The organism is Pseudomonadota bacterium, from assembly GCA_039818985.1.
GTDB lineage: Bacteria > Pseudomonadota > Alphaproteobacteria > Sphingomonadales > Sphingomonadaceae > Alterisphingorhabdus.
In genome coordinates, this window is the sequence record JBCBSU010000001.1 from 1,687,819 (window position 1) to 1,705,763 (window position 17,945).

Sequence of the window (17,945 nt, forward strand, 5' to 3'; positions counted from 1 at the left end):
TCCCTTTTTGCTATTCGCTTTTCAGCCTAATCGCCCGTTCGACCAGCGGCAACTGGTCATTGCCGAAATACATGTCGTCGGTGTCGACAAAGATGGTCGGCGAGCCATAGCCGCCGCGCGCAATCACCTCCTCCGTAGTAGCGCACAGCCGGTCCTTGACCGCCTGGTCCCGGGTCTCGCTAATCAGCGTCGGGCCATCCATGCCCAACCCGCTGGCAATGGCGCTCAACACATTGGGATCATCCAGATTGCGCTGGTCCGGTCCGAAATAAGCATCGAAACAGGCTTTGGCAAAGCGTTGCAGCGCTGGCTGGTCATCGGCCAATGCAGTGCAAGCGCGCATCGCATGCACCGAGCGCACCGGATGCCAGGGCGAGGGAAAATGCATCGACACTCCCGCCGCCGCAGCCCAGTCCTTCAGCGATTTGGCATAATGCCGCGCCTTGGGCCCGGTCATGTCCTCGCGACTGGCATAGACCGCCTGATTAACCGCGTTGAACACCCCGCCAACAAGGATTGGCCGCCAGATGATCTCTGCCCCGGTGACTTCGATGATCGGCTGGACATTATGGAACGCCAGACGGGTCCATGGACTGGAGAGATCAAAGAAAAACTCGACTTTCACGGTCATGCATTGTGCTCCTGCGCTTAGTCCTTGAGGCCAAATAGATGCTTGCGCGCCTCGGCATCCTGCTGCGGATTACGGTTCAGCGCCTCCCGCCCCAGCGCCATGCCGCGGCGCAGCGCCGGGCGCTGTTTCAACGCATCATACCAGCGCCGCACATTCGGGAAATCCTCAGCGAGATCAATCCCCTGCCGCTTATAGGTCTGCACCCAGGGGAAGCACGCCATATCCGCAATCGAATAATCCGCACCCGCAACATGCTCATGCTCCGTCAATTGCCGATCCAACACGCCATAAAGCCGTTCGGTCTCGCGACGGTAGCGGTCAATGGCATAGGAGATTTTCTCCGGTGCATAGAGCGCGAAATGGCCATGCTGGCCGAGCATCGGTCCCAACCCGCCCATCTGCCACATCAGCCACTGGATCACGCCATAACGACCTGCCGGATCACCGGGCAGGAACTGTCCGGTCTTCTCGGCCAGATAGAGCAGGATCGCCCCGGTCTCGAAGATTGAAAGCGGTCCCTTAGCATCATCAGGCGCATGATCGACCAGCGCCGGGATACGGTTGTTCGGGCTGATCTTCAGGAAGTCCGGGGCAAATTGCTCACCGGCGCCGATATTGACCCACTTCACATTATAGCCCAGCCCGCACTCCTCGAGCATCACCGAGATTTTCCAGCCATTGGGCGTCGGCGCGAAGTAAAGGTCGAGCGGGGCATGATCGGTATCGGTCATGGCCCGACCCTAGCAGCATAATCGCTTTCCCATAACCGTCATTGCGAGGAGTGGGAGACTGTCAAATCTCGACGTCAGCTTTCATCAGCATAGCCGAGACGGGTCGAGGTTTCCTAGAGCGTTGTCATTTTACGTTGAAGCACGTCATTGCGAGCGTAGCGAAGCAATCCAGGGCGTCTCGTGCTGCTCTGGATTGCCGCGTCGCCCGAAACAAGTTCGGCCTCCTCGCAATGACGATTCAATATATTCTAAAAAGGCTCACGCAAAGACGCAAAGGCGCAAAGAAGGTTCTTGCTGGTGGAAGCTCTTCGCGTCTTCGCCTCTTTTTGTGAAACAATGGCCCGTGCCCGCTTCGACATATGCCTATCCCTCGGGGATCAGCGCATAGCCGCGGCCCTCCACGGTCCGCAGCAGCGGCACCGCAAAGCCATGATCGAGCTTGCGCCGCAACCGGTAGATATGCACCGCCAGCGCATTGGTCTCGGGCACAAATCCAAGGCCGAAAATGGCGCGATACAGGCTGGTCTTTGCCACCGGCCGCCCCCCGGCCCAGGCAAGATGCAGCAATATCGCAAATTCGCGCGCGGTAACCGGAATATCGCGCCCCGCCCGCGCCACCCGCCGCGCCGACAGATCGAAGCGCAACTGGCCATAATCCCAGAGGCAGGAGGGCACCGCCTCATATGCGTCATCGGATGCCTCACCCACCGCGCGCGACAGGGACAACATCTGCCGCACGCAATGCGGCGCATCGCGATAATCATCCCCGGAACCGGCAGCAGCACACCCCGCCCCGCCAGCCCCCGCAAGCGGCTCCATGCTTTCCTCCAAAATGGTCAGCAGCCGCATAACTAGCGCAGAATAAGGGAGAATTTCGGAAACTTGGTCCGGAATGGAGGAGGTTTGTTAGCACTCCGAAAGGGTGTCTAGCACAGGTTCACTTACTGCCTTCGTTTCGCTTTCTTTGTATCAATACTTCAAGTGTTTCTTCACCTGAAACACTAACCATAAGGCAATCTTCTACTAACTTTTTGAAAGCCTCATATTGATCGCTTACCGCCTTGGGGGATATGGATTCTAAATAGGCTGATGCTTCAGAAATCGAGAGTTTAGCAGTGCGTTTTCTAGTCCTTCCTCCAATCGCTACGGTCTGTGGGATATTTTTATATTCAGCAAATAGACTCAACTGATCTGTGGATTTGCGCTTACCCGCTTTGCGTCTACTGACTTCATCTATAAGCCTTTTCAAGGCTATATCGATCAGTCCCTTCTTAGAATTACCTATTTCTGTATGAAGCTGTGATTTTATTTTTTCCAGTATTTCATCAGTTGAAAAGCTAGCATCTTGCCTTAACCGTACTTCTTTTTTAATCAATTCATCAATACTATTGCGTAAATCACTTAGATTTTTATTCTCATTCATATTGATTTCCGAGCCTGTTTGGTTTTGCTTCTTCAAAAGCGCATGTAGAGATTTTCCAGTTAGCAGTCAGGCAAGCTCAAAAGGTTGTTAGGAGGGAATCCGTCGTCTTCGGTCGTTAGGAAATACCGACGAGATTGTGAATGCTGCCGGACTTCAACCCAAACTGAGCGCCCATTAACAGAAACCCAAAAACGATGGTGATCGTTGATAATCCAGGAAATCACCTGATCAATCGTGAAATATTCACCACCGATCAGAAAACCATCCAATCGGCGGTCAGAGTCATTTCCATCTTTACGACTGTGCGTAATCCTGTAGTCAGCCATGTGTATAACCTTGTGTATAAACATTGGCCGCTTGACTGACTGTAGGCGTCGTTGCCATAGGCACGACGTCCCCAACATGGGACAGTTCCACCGCGACCAACCAGTAGTCGGTGGTAAACCGGGGGTCGAGTTGCTGCTCGGCCCCCAACTTTGTCGGATTAATAAATCGCATTGGCACTCTTGTCATGCAAGTGCCAATGCCCCGATAATCCACAACTAATATGGACCTAAGCTGGCCTAGTAGGTGCATAGCGTCAGCTTGATAAAAACCTTTGTAAAGCTCTATTCAAAGCTCACATGCTGCTTTCAGCTAGATTATTAGCTTTCAGCACTCTTTGCCTGAGAGTTAAGCAGTGCGCCACCTCACTCCTCCCCCATCTTCAACGCCGCAATAAACGCCTCCTGCGGGATGGCCACGTTGCCGTACTCGCGCATCTTGGCCTTGCCCTTTTTCTGCTTTTCCAGCAGCTTTTTCTTGCGGCTGATATCGCCGCCATAGCATTTGGCGGTGACGTCCTTGCGCATCGCGCTGATGGTTTCGCGGGCGATGACCTTGCCGCCAATCGCGGCCTGGACCGGGATTTTGAACAGGTGGCGCGGGATCAGGTCTTTGAGCCGCTCGCACATATGCCGGCCGCGCGCCTCGGCGGCGTCGCGATGGACGATCATGCTCAGCGCATCGACCGGCTCCGAGTTGACCAAGATGTTCATCTTGACCAGATTGCCAGGGCGCAGGCCGATCTGCTCATAGTCGAAGCTGGCATAGCCGCGGCTGATCGATTTGAGCCGGTCGTAAAAGTCGAACACCACCTCGTTGAGCGGCAGCTCATAGGTCACCTGGGCGCGGTCGCCGACATAGGTCAGGTTCTTCTGCACCCCGCGCCGGTCCTGACACAGTTTCAAAATGCTGCCGAGATATTCATCGGGGCAATAGATCACCGCCTCGATCCACGGCTCCTCGACCTCGGCGATCTTGACCACATCGGGCATGTCGGCGGGGTTGTGCAGATAGAGCTCCTCGCCATCGGTCATGGTGATTTTATAAACCACCGAGGGCGCGGTGGTGATCAGGTCGAGATCATATTCGCGGGTTAGCCGCTCCTGGATAATCTCCAGATGCAGCAGCCCGAGAAAGCCGCAACGGAAGCCCTGCCCCAAAGCCGCGCTGGTTTCCATCTCAAAGGTGAAGCTGGCATCATTCAGCCGCAGCTTGGAGATGCTCTCGCGCAGCTTCTCGAAATCAGCGGCATCGACCGGGAACAGGCCGCAAAATACGACGGACTGGACTTCCTTGAACCCCGGCAGCGGCGCTTCGGCACCGTTTTTCACCGTGGTGATGGTGTCACCCACCGCGGTCTGGCTGACTTCCTTGATCTGCGCGGTGATAAAGCCGATTTCACCCGGTCCCAGCGCATCCAGATGCTCGATCTTGGGCCGCATACAGCCGACACGGTCGACCAGATGCTCGCTGCCCGCCTGCATGAATTTGATGCGCTCACCCTTTTTGAGCACGCCGTCCATCACCCGGACGAGGATGACAACGCCGAGATAGGGATCATACCAGCTATCGACCAGCATCGCTTTCAGCGGGGCATCACGGTCGCCCCCAGGCGGTGGGATTTTGGTGACGATCTGCTCAAGAATATCCTGAATGCCGATACCCGATTTGGCGCTGGCATGCACCGCCTCGTCCGCCGGCAGGCCGATGATATCCTCGATCTCGGCCTTGACCCGGTCGGGGTCGGCGGCGGGCAGGTCGATCTTGTTGATGACGGGAAGGATCTCATGATCATGCTCGATCGACTGATAGACATTGGCCAGTGTCTGCGCCTCAACGCCCTGCGCGGCATCGACTACCAGCAGCGCGCCTTCACAGGCCGCCAGCGAGCGCGACACCTCATAGGCAAAGTCGACATGGCCCGGTGTGTCCATCAACGACAATGCATAGGTCTCGCCATCGCGCGCGGTGTAATTCAGCCGCACCGTCTGCGCCTTGATGGTGATGCCGCGCTCCTTCTCGATATCCATATTGTCGAGAACCTGCTCGCTCATCTCGCGCTCGGTCAGGCCGCCGGTATATTGGATCAGCCGGTCGGCGAGCGTCGACTTGCCATGGTCGATATGGGCGATGATGGAGAAATTGCGGATTTTGTTGAGGTCGGTCATGCAGCTTCGGGAAAACTCGGTAAAGGCACCATAGCCATGTGCAGCAGCGGTTAGCAGCCCGCACCCTGCCTGTCAGCAGGAAACACGCGTGCCGACGATATGGTTTTCCCCGCAAAGAATACCTGCCGAAAATATGAATGCATTTTTCTTTGTTTTTCTATGGTTGCAGCCAGTGAATAGTCGGCATAAGGTCAGCTATCTCTTCGGGTCGCCACTGGGGAGGGATAGTAATGTCAAAGCCGTTCAACAGCTTTCAGGCCGCGATCTGGAAGAAGTTCACGCAAACGCTGTTCCATGGCACCGATATGGTGATCACCGCCGATGAGGTGGTCAAGAACCTGCAGGTGATGTTCGCCGCAATGCATGGCGGCAAGGCGCGCGAAACAGGCTTGTCGCTCTATGTCATATGGCTGTTCCTCGGCGGGCCCTTTTTTCATTTTGCCAGCCCTACCGGACGCAAACGCGCCTTCGAGAAAAAGCTGCAGAACCGCCGTGTTGACCTGTTTCAGGATTTTGCCCGGATTCGCGGGATTATCTATGCCGGCTATTATGGCCATTGGCTCGGTGGCGAGCATGGCAGCGAGGCTGATAATGCCGATAATCCAGTTCTCGAAACGCTGAACTTCACCCTGCCCTCGGCGCGCCATCGTGCCGGACCTCCGGAAGATCCCGATGTTGACGAAAATTCCAGCGACGATCTTCCTGCCTCGGTATTCCTCGACAGCAGCACCGCGCCCGACAGCGCCGAAGTGATTGTCATCGGCTCAGGTGCCGGTGGCGCTGTGGCGGCCGCCAATCTTGCCGCCAGTGGCTATCAGGTGCTGATTGTCGAGGCCGGTGAGCATTTCCCTGCCAGCCGCATCACCACGCATGAAAAGATCATGTCGTCCAATCTTTATCGCGACGGTGCGATCCAGACGACGCGCAACCGTGACATCATCGTGTTCCAGGGACAGGTGGTCGGCGGTTCGCCGGTAATCAACAATGGCATTTCGCTGCGCGTGAAGCAGGACGGGCTGATCCACCCGCAAGCCAATGACGTGCTCGCCACCTGGAGCAGCCTCGGCGCCCCGGTGAGCGAGGCCGATCTGACTACCAGCTATGCAAGGATCGAAAACCGGTTGGATATCGCCCCGATCGTCGAGCGGCTGGGGCGCAATAATGGCAACCATCTGATCCGCGGTTGGAATGCCTTCAAGGCGACATCGACCGATCCGCTCGACGCCAATGCGCCACTCGCATGGTTCAGCAAGAACTGGGGTGCTTATGCCACGGATCGCGCCTGCGTCTCGGCAGGTTATTGTAACACTGGCTGCCCCTATGGCCGCAAAAATGCCCCGCCCGAAACCTGGCTTGCCGATGCCACCAGCGCGGCCGTACCAGCGCGTATCGTCACTGCTGCCGAAGTGACTGAAATTCTGTGGGGTGGTCGCAATGGCTCCGGTGAGCGCATCGCCAAAGCGGTTGCGGTGACGTTTCGCGACGGTACGCGCAAGACGATCCACGCCAGCAGGGGCGTTGTGGTCGCGGCTGGCACCATTGCCTCCTCGAACATTCTCGACGCCAGCGGCATTGACGGGACGGGCGAGAATATCTCGCTCAATATCGCCTGTCCTGTGCCGGCGCTCATGGATAATGTGCAAAATGCCTGGGACGAGGACCAGATGGCGACCTATGTCGACCGCGGTGATTTCCTGATCGAGAGCCATTTCCAGCCGCCGATGAGCATGTCGACTCTGGTCCCCGGCTGGTTCGAGGAGCATTTCCAGCGCATGCGCAATTACAGCCACCTTGCTTCTGCCGGGATATTGTTCCCCGCCGACCGGCTGGGACGTATGAAAAAGCGCACCCTCGACTTCAAGCTCGACCAAGCAACCCTCGAGACACTGCGCCGGGCGCTGGCAACGCTGTCGAAAGTGCATTTCGCCGCGGGTGCACGCGAAGTCTATCCGGCGCTGCTGCGCGGCCAGACATTATGGGAAGGCATGGACGGACCGGACATCGATGCCTTCTTCGCCAAGGCTATTCGGGAGGCCGACGATGTCGTGCTGTCTTCCAGCCATCCGCATGGCGGCAACGCCATCAACACCGATCCCGACAAGGGCGTGGTTGATCTTGATCAGAAGGTGCACGGCACCACCAATGTCTTCGTCACCGATGCCAGCGTGATGCCCAGCTGCATGCGTGTCAATGCGCAACTGACCACCATGGCCATGGCCGACCGGGTAACACATGGAAAGCGGATTTTCGGCTAGACCAAAGCTGCCAGGCGACAAGCACTGCACTATATTGTCGCCACAACGATAGCGCGCTAGTCTCCGAACAATATCCCGCAGCAGACGGGGTTTGGAGAGGATAGTCGCATGAATCAGTCCAATATGTGCCGGTCGATCATTTTTCCGTTACTGACTCTGCTACTCGCAGCATGCGGTGCGCAGGCGGAATCCGGCGACCCAGATGCGACGCAGAAAGCGGCACTGTCGGGCACGCTGGTGGTTGGCAACAAGGGTGAGGATACGGTGAGTTTTATCGATCTTGCCAGCGGCAGGGAGGTAAAGCGCGCCGACACCGGTCCCCAGCCGCATGAGGTGGCGATATCGCCAGATGGCAGCATGGTGGCAGTGGCAGCTTATGGCGGTAATACAATAGATGTTTTCTCGATTGGCAGCGGCAGCAAGGTTACTCGGCTAGAGCTGTTTTCCAATAAACGGCCGCATGGCATAATATGGCTTGAAGATGGTCGCGTCATGGCCACAACCGAGGGTTCGGATACGCTTACCATCGTCACCCCTGATGAATGTGCTTTCAATGAAAATTGTAATGAATCGGTTTTTGTTACCAGCGATATACCTACAGAGAATGACGGCAGCCATATGCTGGCCGTCACCGCCGATGGCGGACGCGCCTATGTCGCCAATCTGCAATCGAAGAATGTCACCGTGATCAACACCGTCGCAGGCAAGGCCGTGCGAAATCTTTCCGCCGGAAACGAGCCGGAAGGGATTGCCCTCACCCCCGATGGCAGAGAGCTTTGGGTATCGGCCCGGGGCAGTGATGAGGTTTTTGTTTTTGACACTGAGACTTTTGAGCAAAAGGCCAAGATTGCATCAGGCCGCTTCCCATTGCGCCTCGCCATCAGCCCGGACGGCAAATATGCCGTGACCTCCAATCTGGTCGATGGCGGCGTCAGCGTGATCGATACGGCCAAGAAGGAGGTTGTACGCAGCATTACCGTCAGTGGCGAGCGCGAGGCGGCGCAGGTGACGGTGATTTTTTCGCCCGATGGCAACCGGCTCTATCTCGCCGAGACAGGTCAGGACACAGTTGCCGAAGTCGATTTTGAAAGCGGCGAAGTGCTGCGCCGCTTTGATGTCGGCCGCCAGGGCGATGGCCTGGGCATCAGCCCGGTAACAATAGCCGAATAGAATTCCTACATAATGTCGATGATGGCATTTCCGCCGGAAACGGACTAACACGGCAACAGCAACTGTCAGCGCAACAGCGCGACCCATGGGAGAGAGATATATGAGCGAACAGGGAACATCCGGTTCGGGGCCACGCACACTGATCGACGAGGCAGCGCAATCCACCACCGCACTGGGGCCGCTCATGGGGCTGGCGCGCGAGGATTTTGTTGGCGCGATCAGCCTTTTGCTGCGCGAAACTGCCACCGATCCGGCGCGCACCATGCGCCATGCCCAGGCGTTTTCCGAGGATGTGGTCAAGATCATGACCGGCCAGTCGGAGCTTTCGCCTCACCCCAAGGACAAGCGATTCATGGACCCGGCCTGGCAGTTCAACCCGTTTTTCAAAGCCGGTGCGCAATATTATCTTGCGGTTCAAAAGGGCATGCAGCGCTGGATCCAGGACCTTGAGCTCGATGCGCTGGAAAAAGACCGCGCCAATTTCATCAGCAACATTATCATCGACTCGCTGGCGCCGACCAACACCTTTATCGGCAACCCCATGGCGCAGAAACGCGCCATAGACAGTGGCGGCCTGTCGCTGATCAAGGGGCTGAAGAACGCCTATAACGACATGGTCTATAATGAGGGCATGGTCAGCCAGGTCGACAAGAAGCCGTTCGAACTGGGCAAGAATGTCGCCACCTCCAAGGGCAATGTCGTTTATCGCAACGAGATGATGGAGCTGATTCATTATGCGCCGACCACCGATGAGGTCTATGCGGTGCCGCAACTCACCATCCCGCCGCAAATCAATAAAATGTATATCAACGACCTCAGCCCCGAAAAATCGGTGGTCAAATGGCAGGTCGACAATGGCATCCAGACCTTTGTCATCAGCTGGCGCAATCCGGAGAAGGAACACGGCGTCTGGGACATGGCCGATTATATTGCCTCGTGCAAAGAAGCGATTGATGCGATTTGCGAGATTACCGGTTCCGATACCGTCAATGTCTCAGGCGGCTGTTCGGGCGGCCAGACACTGGCGATGCTGCTGTCCAAACTGGCATCGGAAAAGGATACCCGCATCGGTGCGGTGACGCTGATGGTCTGTGTGCTCCATCCCAAGCAGAATGATATCGAGGCCGGGTCGCTGATGAGCGAAAACAGCCTAGAGCTCGCCAAGCAGCGCGCGGCGCGGCAGGGCGTGATCGAGGGCAATTCACTGGCACGGGGCTTTGCCTGGCTGCGCCCCAATGACCTGATCTGGAATTATGTCATCAACAACTATCTGATGGGCGAGGACCCGCCGGCATTTGACGTACTGTTCTGGAACGCTGACGCGACCAATCTCTCGGCCAGCCTGATGGGCGATTTCCTGCACATTTACGAAACCCTCGCCTTCGTCAATCACGGTCAGGTGGAGATGATCGATCACAAGGTCGATCTCAGCAAGGTCAAGAATGACCTGTTCATCCTCGGCGGCGTAACCGACCACATTACCCCATGGCGCGCCTGTTACCGCTCGACCCAGCTTTTCGGCTCGAAGAATATCGAGTTCGTGCTGTCGCAATCGGGGCATATGCAGGCGATCCTCAACCCGCCAACCAACCCCAAGGCGAAATATTTCAAGCTGAAGGGCAACAGCCCGACCAAGCACAAGAAACCACCCGTCGATGTCGACAAATGGCTCGCCGGTACCGAAGAGGTGAAAGGCAGCTGGTGGCCTTATTGGATGGAATGGGTACAGGCCCGGTCGGGCGACAAGATGCCCGCGCCCGATATGCTGGGCAGCAAGAAACACCCGCCGCTGGAGCCGGCACCGGGGCTCTATGTTCTCGACTGATCGGGGCGTACTGCCTGTTGGAACGCAACCAAAACGGCTTTGCCAACGAACCCGATGGCGATAGAACACATTTCCCAGCCAGCGATTGGCGCCACAAAAGGATAAACATGGCCAAGGCAGACACACTGACCGGCAACGCTGAAATCTCCATGGAAACCGTGGATGGCAAGGAGTTGCGGGTCGCGCGCTGGCGCATGAATGACCGCCTCGACAAGCCGCCATTGCTGTTTTTCAACGGTATCGGCGCCAATATGGAAGCGGTCGCGCCCTTTGCCGAGATGCTGACCGAACGGCCGTTTATCACACTCGACATGCCCGGCGTGGGTGGCTCACCCGATACCATGATCCCCTATAACGCCGTCTGGATGTCGCGTATTGTCGATGTCATCATGGACAATTTCGAGGTCGAGGAAGCCGATGTCATGGGCGTCAGCTGGGGTGGTGCCATGGCGCAGCATTTCACGCTGCAGCACCCCAACCGCGTGCGCAAGCTGATCCTCGCCGCAACGACGGCAGGCATGTTCATGGTGCCGGGCAAGATGTCAGCGCTGAGCAAAATGGCCAATCCGCGGCGCTATATCGACCCGGATTATATGAACGAGAATTTCGCCACCCTTTATGGCGGCTCGACCGATGGCAAGCAGCACCATAGCAGCCGCCTCACGCCGCCGACCAGGCTCGGTTATTTCTATCAGCTACTGGCCTTTGCCGGCTGGACCAGCGCGCCTTTCCTGCCGCTGATGAACAAGGAAACGCTGATCATGATGGGTGGCGAGGACAATATTGTCCGCCCGATCAACGGCACCATTCTCGAAACGCTGATCCCCAACAGCAAGATGCACCTTATAGAAGATGGCGGTCATCTGTTCCTGCTCAGCCATAGCGAGGAATGCCTGACGGCCATTCGCCAGCATCTCGATGGCCCGGCGCGGCATGAAAAACAACCAACCGAGGAAGCGGCCTGACCGGATTTACTCTGCTTTTGCTTTACGCTCTATTCCACACTGCCCCGCCTGCGGCAGGCGGTCGCGTTCTGCCAGGGCTCTGGCGGCGGCACGGGGGCGGTCCGTGGCAATGATATCGACACCGTTCCTGCCCAATTCCGCATAACGGGCATCGAAACCATAGCGCTCGAGCACCTTGTCGATCGAGCGTGAACCGCCAAGCGTACCGAAAATCACTTCGACATCGGCCTTGTCCAGCTCTGCATAAAGATTGGGGCGCGGTAACCGGGTGCCGGTAAAGGCAACGATATTCTGGCGTGGGACTCCGGCGGCTTCAGCCTCTGCCAGCGCGCCTGGACGATCAATAGAAAGCGAGATAAGCATTTCGGGTGCCAGTTCGTGGAGTCTCGCCGCCGCCGCGACCGAATAAGCGATCAATATGACGTCCTGCGCCATATCTTCGGCGCGGATCAGCGCAATCACATCCTCATATTTCGCCGAGCGTTTGAAATCGATCTGCATGATGGTGCGGTCTTTTGCCCAGCGCAGAGCCGCTTCCAGAGTAGGCACGGTATAAGGCGTCACCCAGCCATCAGCGTCTTTCAGCCTGAGCGCGGCTATGCTCGCCCAGTCCTGTGCTGCCGCCTCGCCGCTGCCGGTGGTGGTGCGATCGAGCGTATCATCATGCATCAGGAACAAAACCCCGTCGCGACTGGCGGCGACATCGACTTCCATGATAGCAGGAGCAGCGGCCAGAAGCGCGTCCATAGCCTCTATGCCATTTTCCGGCAGCCCCGGAGACGGCCCGCCGCGATGCGCCGAGATCAGGGTCAGTTGCTCGCGCTCCAGGCAGTCGAGAAAGGCCGATAAATCGCCACTGGAGGACACGGCCCAATGCTCCTCAGCCGCTTGCGTGGCACCAATTGGTGCCAGTGGCAAGGTGATACAGGACAGCCATAGGGCAGTTTTGCGGTAACCGGACATGGACAATTCTCCTTGAGCAGATCGCGCGCTTAGGCGCAGCATATTGCATCGCTATGACGGCTGCCTAAACCTGCCGGGCAAGCCAGTCCCGAATGATCGCATTAACCTTGTCCGGTGCTTCCTGCTGTACCCAATGCGATACATTGGGCAGCCGGTGCAACGTCAGGCCGGGCACCCACTGATCGGTGTCGTCGGTGCAGCGTATATCGATAGCGGCATCCTCCTCACCCCAGACCATCAGCGTCGGGATATCCACCCGGCCATCGCCAATTTTGCGAAAATCGCGATAGCGCATCAGTGCGCGGTAATAGTTTATCATTGGCGTCAACGCTCCCGGCTTTGCGGCAGCGCGGGCATAGATATCGAGCACATCATCGGTGAAATGTGTCTTGTCGACCGCCATATTGTAAAACACGTCGCGTACGCGTTCCGCGCCATTGCGGCGCAATCCCCATTCGGGAAGACCCGATATCTGGAAGAAAAAGATATACCAGCTTTTCCTGAGCTGGTGCCAATGACGAAGCTCGCGCCGAGACGCCAGCGGGTGCGGCACATTCATGATGATCAGCCGTTCGAGCGGACGTATCCGCTTGATCGCGAAATGCCAGGCAACAATCGCACCCCAGTCATGCGCCATCAGCGTCACCTGTTTGGCACCGCTGGCATCGATCAGCGCCGCGACATCCTGCACCAGCGCGTCAAGTCGATAGGCCCTTACCCCTTCTGGCTTGGACGAAGCGCCATAGCCGCGCATATTCGGTGCCCACACGCGATAACCCATTTTGGCCAGCATCGGCATCTGGTGTCGCCAGCTGAAATTGAGCTCGGGGAAACCATGCAGGCACAGCATCAGTCTGTCGCTGTTCGCCGGTCCGGTTTCGGCCAGTTCAAAGCGCAGGCCATTGGTCTCGATAAAACGGGTGGTGATCCCGCTATCGGGATCAGGGTTCCAGCTATAATCCTGTCCGTGGTCCATCGCATCCCCGTCTTTAATCACACGGTTAATTCTGATAATCACAAAAGAAAACGCAGGAGAGAGTCAATGCATGATCTGATCATTCGCGGCGGAACCATTGTCGATGGCACCGGAGAGGCCGCCTATACCGCCGATATCGCCATAGACGGCGATACCATCACCGCCATTGGCGACATTTCCGGCGAAGCGCGCGAAGAAATTGACGCCACAGGCCGTATCGTTACCCCCGGCTTTGTCGACATCCATACCCATTATGATGGTCAGGCGACATGGGACAGCGAAATGGCGCCGTCGAGTTGGCACGGCGTGACCACTGTTGTCATGGGCAATTGCGGCGTCGGTTTTGCTCCGGCGCAGCCCGACCGGCATGAATGGCTGATCGGCCTGATGGAAGGCGTCGAGGATATTCCCGGTACTGCGCTGGCCGAGGGCATGACCTGGAACTGGGAGACTTTCCCCGAATATATGGACGCGCTGGAGGCGATGCCGCGCACCGTCGATGTCGCCACCCATGTGCCGCATGGCGCGGTGCGCGCCTATGTGCTGGGCGACCGGGAAAAGCCTGGCGCGGTGCCGACCGGGGATGATATTCAGAAAATGTCGAAGATCGTCGAGGACGGCCTGCGCGCCGGTGCTCTCGGGTTCTCAACATCGCGCACGGTTTTGCACCGCTCGGTTGATGGCGAGCTGGTGCCCGGTACAACCGCGACCAAGGAAGAGCTGATCGGCATTGGTCGCGCCATGGGCCGCGTTGGCCATGGCGTGTTCGAAATGGCATCGGACCTGCGCTATGAATGGGATGAGTTCGGCTGGATGGGCGATCTCAGCCGCGAAACCGGCCTGCCCGTCACCTTTGCTGCGCTGCAGTCCATCGCCAAGGAAATGCCGCTCGACGAGCAGATCCAGCGCACCGCCGAGGAAAATGCCAAGGGCGCCAATATCGTCGCCCAGATAGCCCTACGCGGCAATGGAATTATCATGTGCTGGCGCGGTACGGTGCATCCGTTCCTGTTCAAGCCGAGCTGGAAGGAAATCGAGGAACTGTCATGGGATGAACAATATGCCCGCCTGCAGGACCCCGAATTCAAGGCGAAACTGATCACCGAGGAATCCATCTATCCCGATGATGCAGGCGACCTGTTGCCGCTGATGATGATCATCGCCAATGGCTGGATGGTGCAATATGAGATGGACGATACGTTCAACTACGAACCGACCGCAGAGGAGTCTCTCGCGGCGCGCGCAGAAACCACTGGGGTGACTGGCCCGGAATATGCCTATGACCTGCTGATGCAGAATGACGGCGCGGGCATGATCTATTACCCGATTCTCAACTATGCCGATGGCAATCTCAACTTCCTCCACCCGCTGTTCCACCGGGACGATACGGTGAACTCGCTGTCCGATGGCGGCGCGCATTGCGGTACCATTTGCGATGCGGCCTCGACCACCTTCTTCCTTGAGCATTGGGTGAAAAACCGCGATGGCGACAAGGTAGATTTGGAGCACGCAATCAAGCGCCAGACAGCAGACACCGCGCGTCTTTATGGACTGGAGGATCGCGGCGTGTTGAAACCGGGCTATCTCGCCGACGTGAATGTCATCGACCTCGATGCGATCAAGCTGGAGAAACCGTGGTTGGCCTTTGATCTGCCAGCAGGCGGAAAACGTCTGTTGCAAAAGGCACAGGGCTATGACTGCACCATCAAATCGGGACAGGTGACCTTCCACAAAGGCACGGTGACCGATGCCCGTCCCGGCGGCCTGATCCGCGGCCCGCAATCGGTAGCACAACGGATTGCAGCGGAATAGCGACAATGTACACGCTTCATGGTGCGCTCGGCTCGCCATATTCGATGAAGCTGCGCGCCATCATGCGCTATCGCCGGATAGGGCATATCTGGCGCCATGGCGCGGAATCGATGCAACTGGCCGGCACCAAGGTCAAAGCGCCGGTCATCCCGGTGATCCGCTATCCGGATGGCAGCTATCATAATGACAGTACGCCGGTACTCTATGACCTCGAAGCTCGCAAACAGGGGCGCTCAATCATCCCGCCCGATCCGGCACGCGCCTTTCTCGCCCATTTTATAGAGGATTTTGCCGATGAGTGGCTGACCAAGGCGATGTTCGGCTATCGCTGGCTGCGTGAGGTGGATCAGATCCAGATGAGCCGCTGGCTCGCCTTTGACGCGATGAAAGGCGGCGGACGCGAAACCAGCGAGGTCTATGCCGAGCAGTTTCGCAAACGGCAAGTTGAACGCATGGCGATTGTCGGCTGCACCGAGGGAAATTTTCCCCTGATCAAGGCAACAACACACGCCGTACTGGATGCGCTGGAAGCCCATGTTACCGATCAGCATTGCCTGTTCGGAACACGCCCCTCACTCGCCGAATTTGGCCTTTACGGGCAACTCTCGCAACTCGGCGTTGACCCTACGGCACAGGCGATGATGCGCACCGACTACCCCTATAGCCTGCGCTGGTTGCTGCACATTGACGATATGTCGGGCATTGAAGGCGAATGGGATGATCCCGATGCCGCCCTGCAGCCTGTTGTTCATGCGTTATTGCATCAGGCAGGCCGGGTCTATGCCCCCTTCCTGCTTGCCAATGCTGCCGCACTGCAACAAGGCAACAGGGCATTCAGCATCAGCGTGGACGGCATGGAGTACACCCAGGGCACGTTCAAATATCAGGCCAAATGCCTCGCCGATCTGCGGCAGCGCTATGGCGCCCTGCAAGGCAAGGCGCATGACAAGGTTGACGACATTCTGTCAGGAACAGGCTGCCTCGAGATGCTGCAATAGAGGCCTGAGAGACTGTACGATGATGGCGCACAGTCTCTCATCACCGATGCTCAGAACGCCTTTTGCCAGCCGATGGTCAGCATCCAGTCGCCAGCGAGCTGTGGACCGTTCAGGTCCTGATAGACCGGTGCGCCGAATTCGATCCCGAGGCGGTGCCCGGCCAGTGCGCCATGGGTCGAGACAAAATTGACCCCGGCAATCAGGTCGACCCGCTCACCGCCCTGAAAATCGGGATTAGCGGTCTGGATCGGGGCAACGACGATCGGGTCAATCCCCTCGATCTGACCGGTGGTTCTGCCCTGCACCCGGCCCGACAGGCTGACCCATTGCGCCGGGCGATAACTGGCCCAGGCAGTGAACTGGTGGACATCGCCGAAACGATAACCCTGCTCATTCTCACCGGTGCGGATAATGCCGCTATATTGCGCACCAAAACCGAAGCCGCCGCTCCAGCGCTTATAGGTCACCGCGGGCTTGAGATCGAAAGTGCCAGAGCCGATCTGCATCGGATAGGGAATACGCACTGTAGGCGTGGTACCCATGGGCGTGAGAATGGTATCGGTTTCGTCAGTCGGCCCCAGCGGCAGGCTGACCGCAGCACGGACATTGAGCTCATGGCGGTTGCTCTGCTTGTGATCGCTGACACCCAGAACCGGGAAGATCGCACCAACGGTGAGGTCGCCAATATCCTTGGGATTGGTGGTGAACTGGCCACGCACATCGGTGCCGACGGGACCGGCAAACACGGTATGCAGCATCTCCTTCTCGATATAGCTGCTCATGGCGACCAGTGTGATCCAGTCCTCGGGCGCATACATCGCACCGACCATATACATGTCGGTACTCATCGACTCGGGTACTACGCGCAGCGTCGGCGGCTGGCCGGGAAGGCCGAAAAAGCGATTGGGAATGGTGGTAACGATGGTCTCATTCGATACCAGATCGGTTCCGATCTGATTCTCGCTCATCTCCATCCGCATATAACGGGCCGAAAACATTACCTCACCTTTCTTGTGCGCATGGTCGGCCATGACACCGATCGGCGCATGGTCATCGGCGTAAACATCATGCGCCAGCGTGGGTGCAGCATGGATCGCGGCGCCGCAAAGCAGCGCCAGTTTCAGGATATTTTTCATCGGAATTCTCTCAACTCTTCACGGCACCCACCTATCGGCAGATACCGCGCATAACAGTTGCCGCCCGGATGAACGGAGCGGCGGTGTCTCAGTAAAGCGTCGAGAAAAGGGGTGGCCCGGTAGCCGGCGGTAACAGCGTTTCGGAGAGAAAGCCGCCAAGATTCTTGCGGCCCGGCAGCGGTTGGCGGTCCGGCAAGGGGATTGTCAGCGGTGCGAAACCATCGCCCAGCACCGCCAGCGCGGCAGCACCGGAAAAGGTACAATCGGGCATGGTATCGTCATGCCTGTTATCCTTGTCCAGCGGCGCGTCATCCTGCATCCGCCGCTGCACCTCGGCCAGCCTGGCAAAGATCGGATCTTCGGGCATGATGGTTGCGATCTGGGCATCGCGCGGCGAACAGATGCTGATGACAAAGCCCTGCTCACCCCAGTCCGGCATGAAACCGACCGGAACCAGCACCGACAGCAGCGTGGCAAGAAGCGCAAGACGCGCGAGGAAGATGTGGACCATTGCCATATGCGTCGCGCGGGCTCTAACGCTCGCTCGTGACTCGCGCAACAGGCTAAG

General features: G+C 57.7%; 16 protein-coding genes. 6 read left to right on the forward strand and 10 right to left on the reverse strand.

The annotated features are described in order from the left end of the window. Window positions 1-10 precede the first annotated feature (10 nt). From AAFX04_08115 to lepA, 6 genes are all read right to left on the reverse strand, one after another. Window positions 11-631, reverse strand: a complete 621-nt coding sequence (locus AAFX04_08115; protein MEO1045385.1) for a 2-hydroxychromene-2-carboxylate isomerase — start codon at window positions 629-631, stop codon at window positions 11-13. Between the two features lie 17 nt (window positions 632-648). Beyond that, window positions 649-1,362, reverse strand: coding sequence for a glutathione binding-like protein (locus AAFX04_08120; protein MEO1045386.1), 714 nt, complete (start codon window positions 1,360-1,362; stop codon window positions 649-651). A gap of 363 nt (window positions 1,363-1,725) precedes the next feature. Then, window positions 1,726-2,181, reverse strand: coding sequence for a winged helix-turn-helix domain-containing protein (locus AAFX04_08125; protein ID MEO1045387.1), 456 nt, complete (start codon window positions 2,179-2,181; stop codon window positions 1,726-1,728). A 118-nt stretch (window positions 2,182-2,299) separates the two neighbouring features. After that, window positions 2,300-2,785, reverse strand: a complete 486-nt coding sequence (locus AAFX04_08130; protein MEO1045388.1) for a hypothetical protein — start codon at window positions 2,783-2,785, stop codon at window positions 2,300-2,302. A gap of 59 nt (window positions 2,786-2,844) precedes the next feature. Beyond that, window positions 2,845-3,111: a DUF3892 domain-containing protein gene (locus tag AAFX04_08135; protein ID MEO1045389.1), complete on the reverse strand. Its 267-nt coding sequence runs from the start codon at window positions 3,109-3,111 to the stop codon at window positions 2,845-2,847. Between the two features lie 363 nt (window positions 3,112-3,474). Continuing rightward, a complete protein-coding gene (lepA, locus tag AAFX04_08140; protein MEO1045390.1) occupies window positions 3,475-5,277 on the reverse strand; it encodes a translation elongation factor 4 in 1,803 nt (600 codons plus the stop codon). Window positions 5,278-5,507: 230 nt separating this feature from the next. On the opposite strand from lepA, the gene AAFX04_08145 reads away from it, so the two are divergent. The 4 genes from AAFX04_08145 (at window position 5,508) to AAFX04_08160 (ending at window position 11,492) form a co-directional block, all read left to right on the forward strand. Then, window positions 5,508-7,532, forward strand: coding sequence for a GMC family oxidoreductase N-terminal domain-containing protein (locus AAFX04_08145; protein ID MEO1045391.1), 2,025 nt, complete (start codon window positions 5,508-5,510; stop codon window positions 7,530-7,532). A gap of 108 nt (window positions 7,533-7,640) precedes the next feature. After that, window positions 7,641-8,702: a beta-propeller fold lactonase family protein gene (locus AAFX04_08150; protein MEO1045392.1), complete on the forward strand. Its 1,062-nt coding sequence runs from the start codon at window positions 7,641-7,643 to the stop codon at window positions 8,700-8,702. Between the two features lie 100 nt (window positions 8,703-8,802). Beyond that, a complete protein-coding gene (locus AAFX04_08155) occupies window positions 8,803-10,527 on the forward strand; it encodes an alpha/beta fold hydrolase (GenBank protein MEO1045393.1) in 1,725 nt (574 codons plus the stop codon). A 107-nt stretch (window positions 10,528-10,634) separates the two neighbouring features. Beyond that, on the forward strand, window positions 10,635-11,492 hold the full coding sequence (locus AAFX04_08160; GenBank protein ID MEO1045394.1) for an alpha/beta fold hydrolase: 858 nt from the start codon (window positions 10,635-10,637) through the stop codon (window positions 11,490-11,492). A gap of 6 nt (window positions 11,493-11,498) precedes the next feature. Here AAFX04_08160 and AAFX04_08165 read toward each other — a convergent pair whose 3' ends face one another. Both AAFX04_08165 and AAFX04_08170 read right to left on the reverse strand, forming a co-directional pair. Then, complete coding sequence (locus AAFX04_08165; protein ID MEO1045395.1) at window positions 11,499-12,455, reverse strand: glycerophosphodiester phosphodiesterase family protein; 957 nt, start codon at window positions 12,453-12,455, stop codon at window positions 11,499-11,501. Between the two features lie 64 nt (window positions 12,456-12,519). Next, window positions 12,520-13,431, reverse strand: coding sequence for an alpha/beta fold hydrolase (locus AAFX04_08170; GenBank protein ID MEO1045396.1), 912 nt, complete (start codon window positions 13,429-13,431; stop codon window positions 12,520-12,522). A 66-nt stretch (window positions 13,432-13,497) separates the two neighbouring features. Here AAFX04_08170 and AAFX04_08175 point away from each other — a divergent pair, with 66 nt between their 5' ends. Both AAFX04_08175 and AAFX04_08180 read left to right on the forward strand, forming a co-directional pair. Further along, a complete protein-coding gene (locus AAFX04_08175) occupies window positions 13,498-15,243 on the forward strand; it encodes a D-aminoacylase (protein ID MEO1045397.1) in 1,746 nt (581 codons plus the stop codon). A gap of 5 nt (window positions 15,244-15,248) precedes the next feature. Continuing rightward, on the forward strand, window positions 15,249-16,241 hold the full coding sequence (locus AAFX04_08180) for a glutathione S-transferase N-terminal domain-containing protein (protein ID MEO1045398.1): 993 nt from the start codon (window positions 15,249-15,251) through the stop codon (window positions 16,239-16,241). A 50-nt stretch (window positions 16,242-16,291) separates the two neighbouring features. Here AAFX04_08180 and AAFX04_08185 read toward each other — a convergent pair whose 3' ends face one another. Next, on the reverse strand, window positions 16,292-17,377 hold the full coding sequence (locus AAFX04_08185; protein ID MEO1045399.1) for a transporter: 1,086 nt from the start codon (window positions 17,375-17,377) through the stop codon (window positions 16,292-16,294). 88 nt (window positions 17,378-17,465) lie between these two features. Then, window positions 17,466-17,894 carry a hypothetical protein gene (locus AAFX04_08190; protein MEO1045400.1) on the reverse strand — a complete coding sequence of 143 codons (429 nt, stop codon included), beginning with the start codon at window positions 17,892-17,894 and terminating at the stop codon, window positions 17,466-17,468. Window positions 17,895-17,945 lie beyond the last annotated feature (51 nt).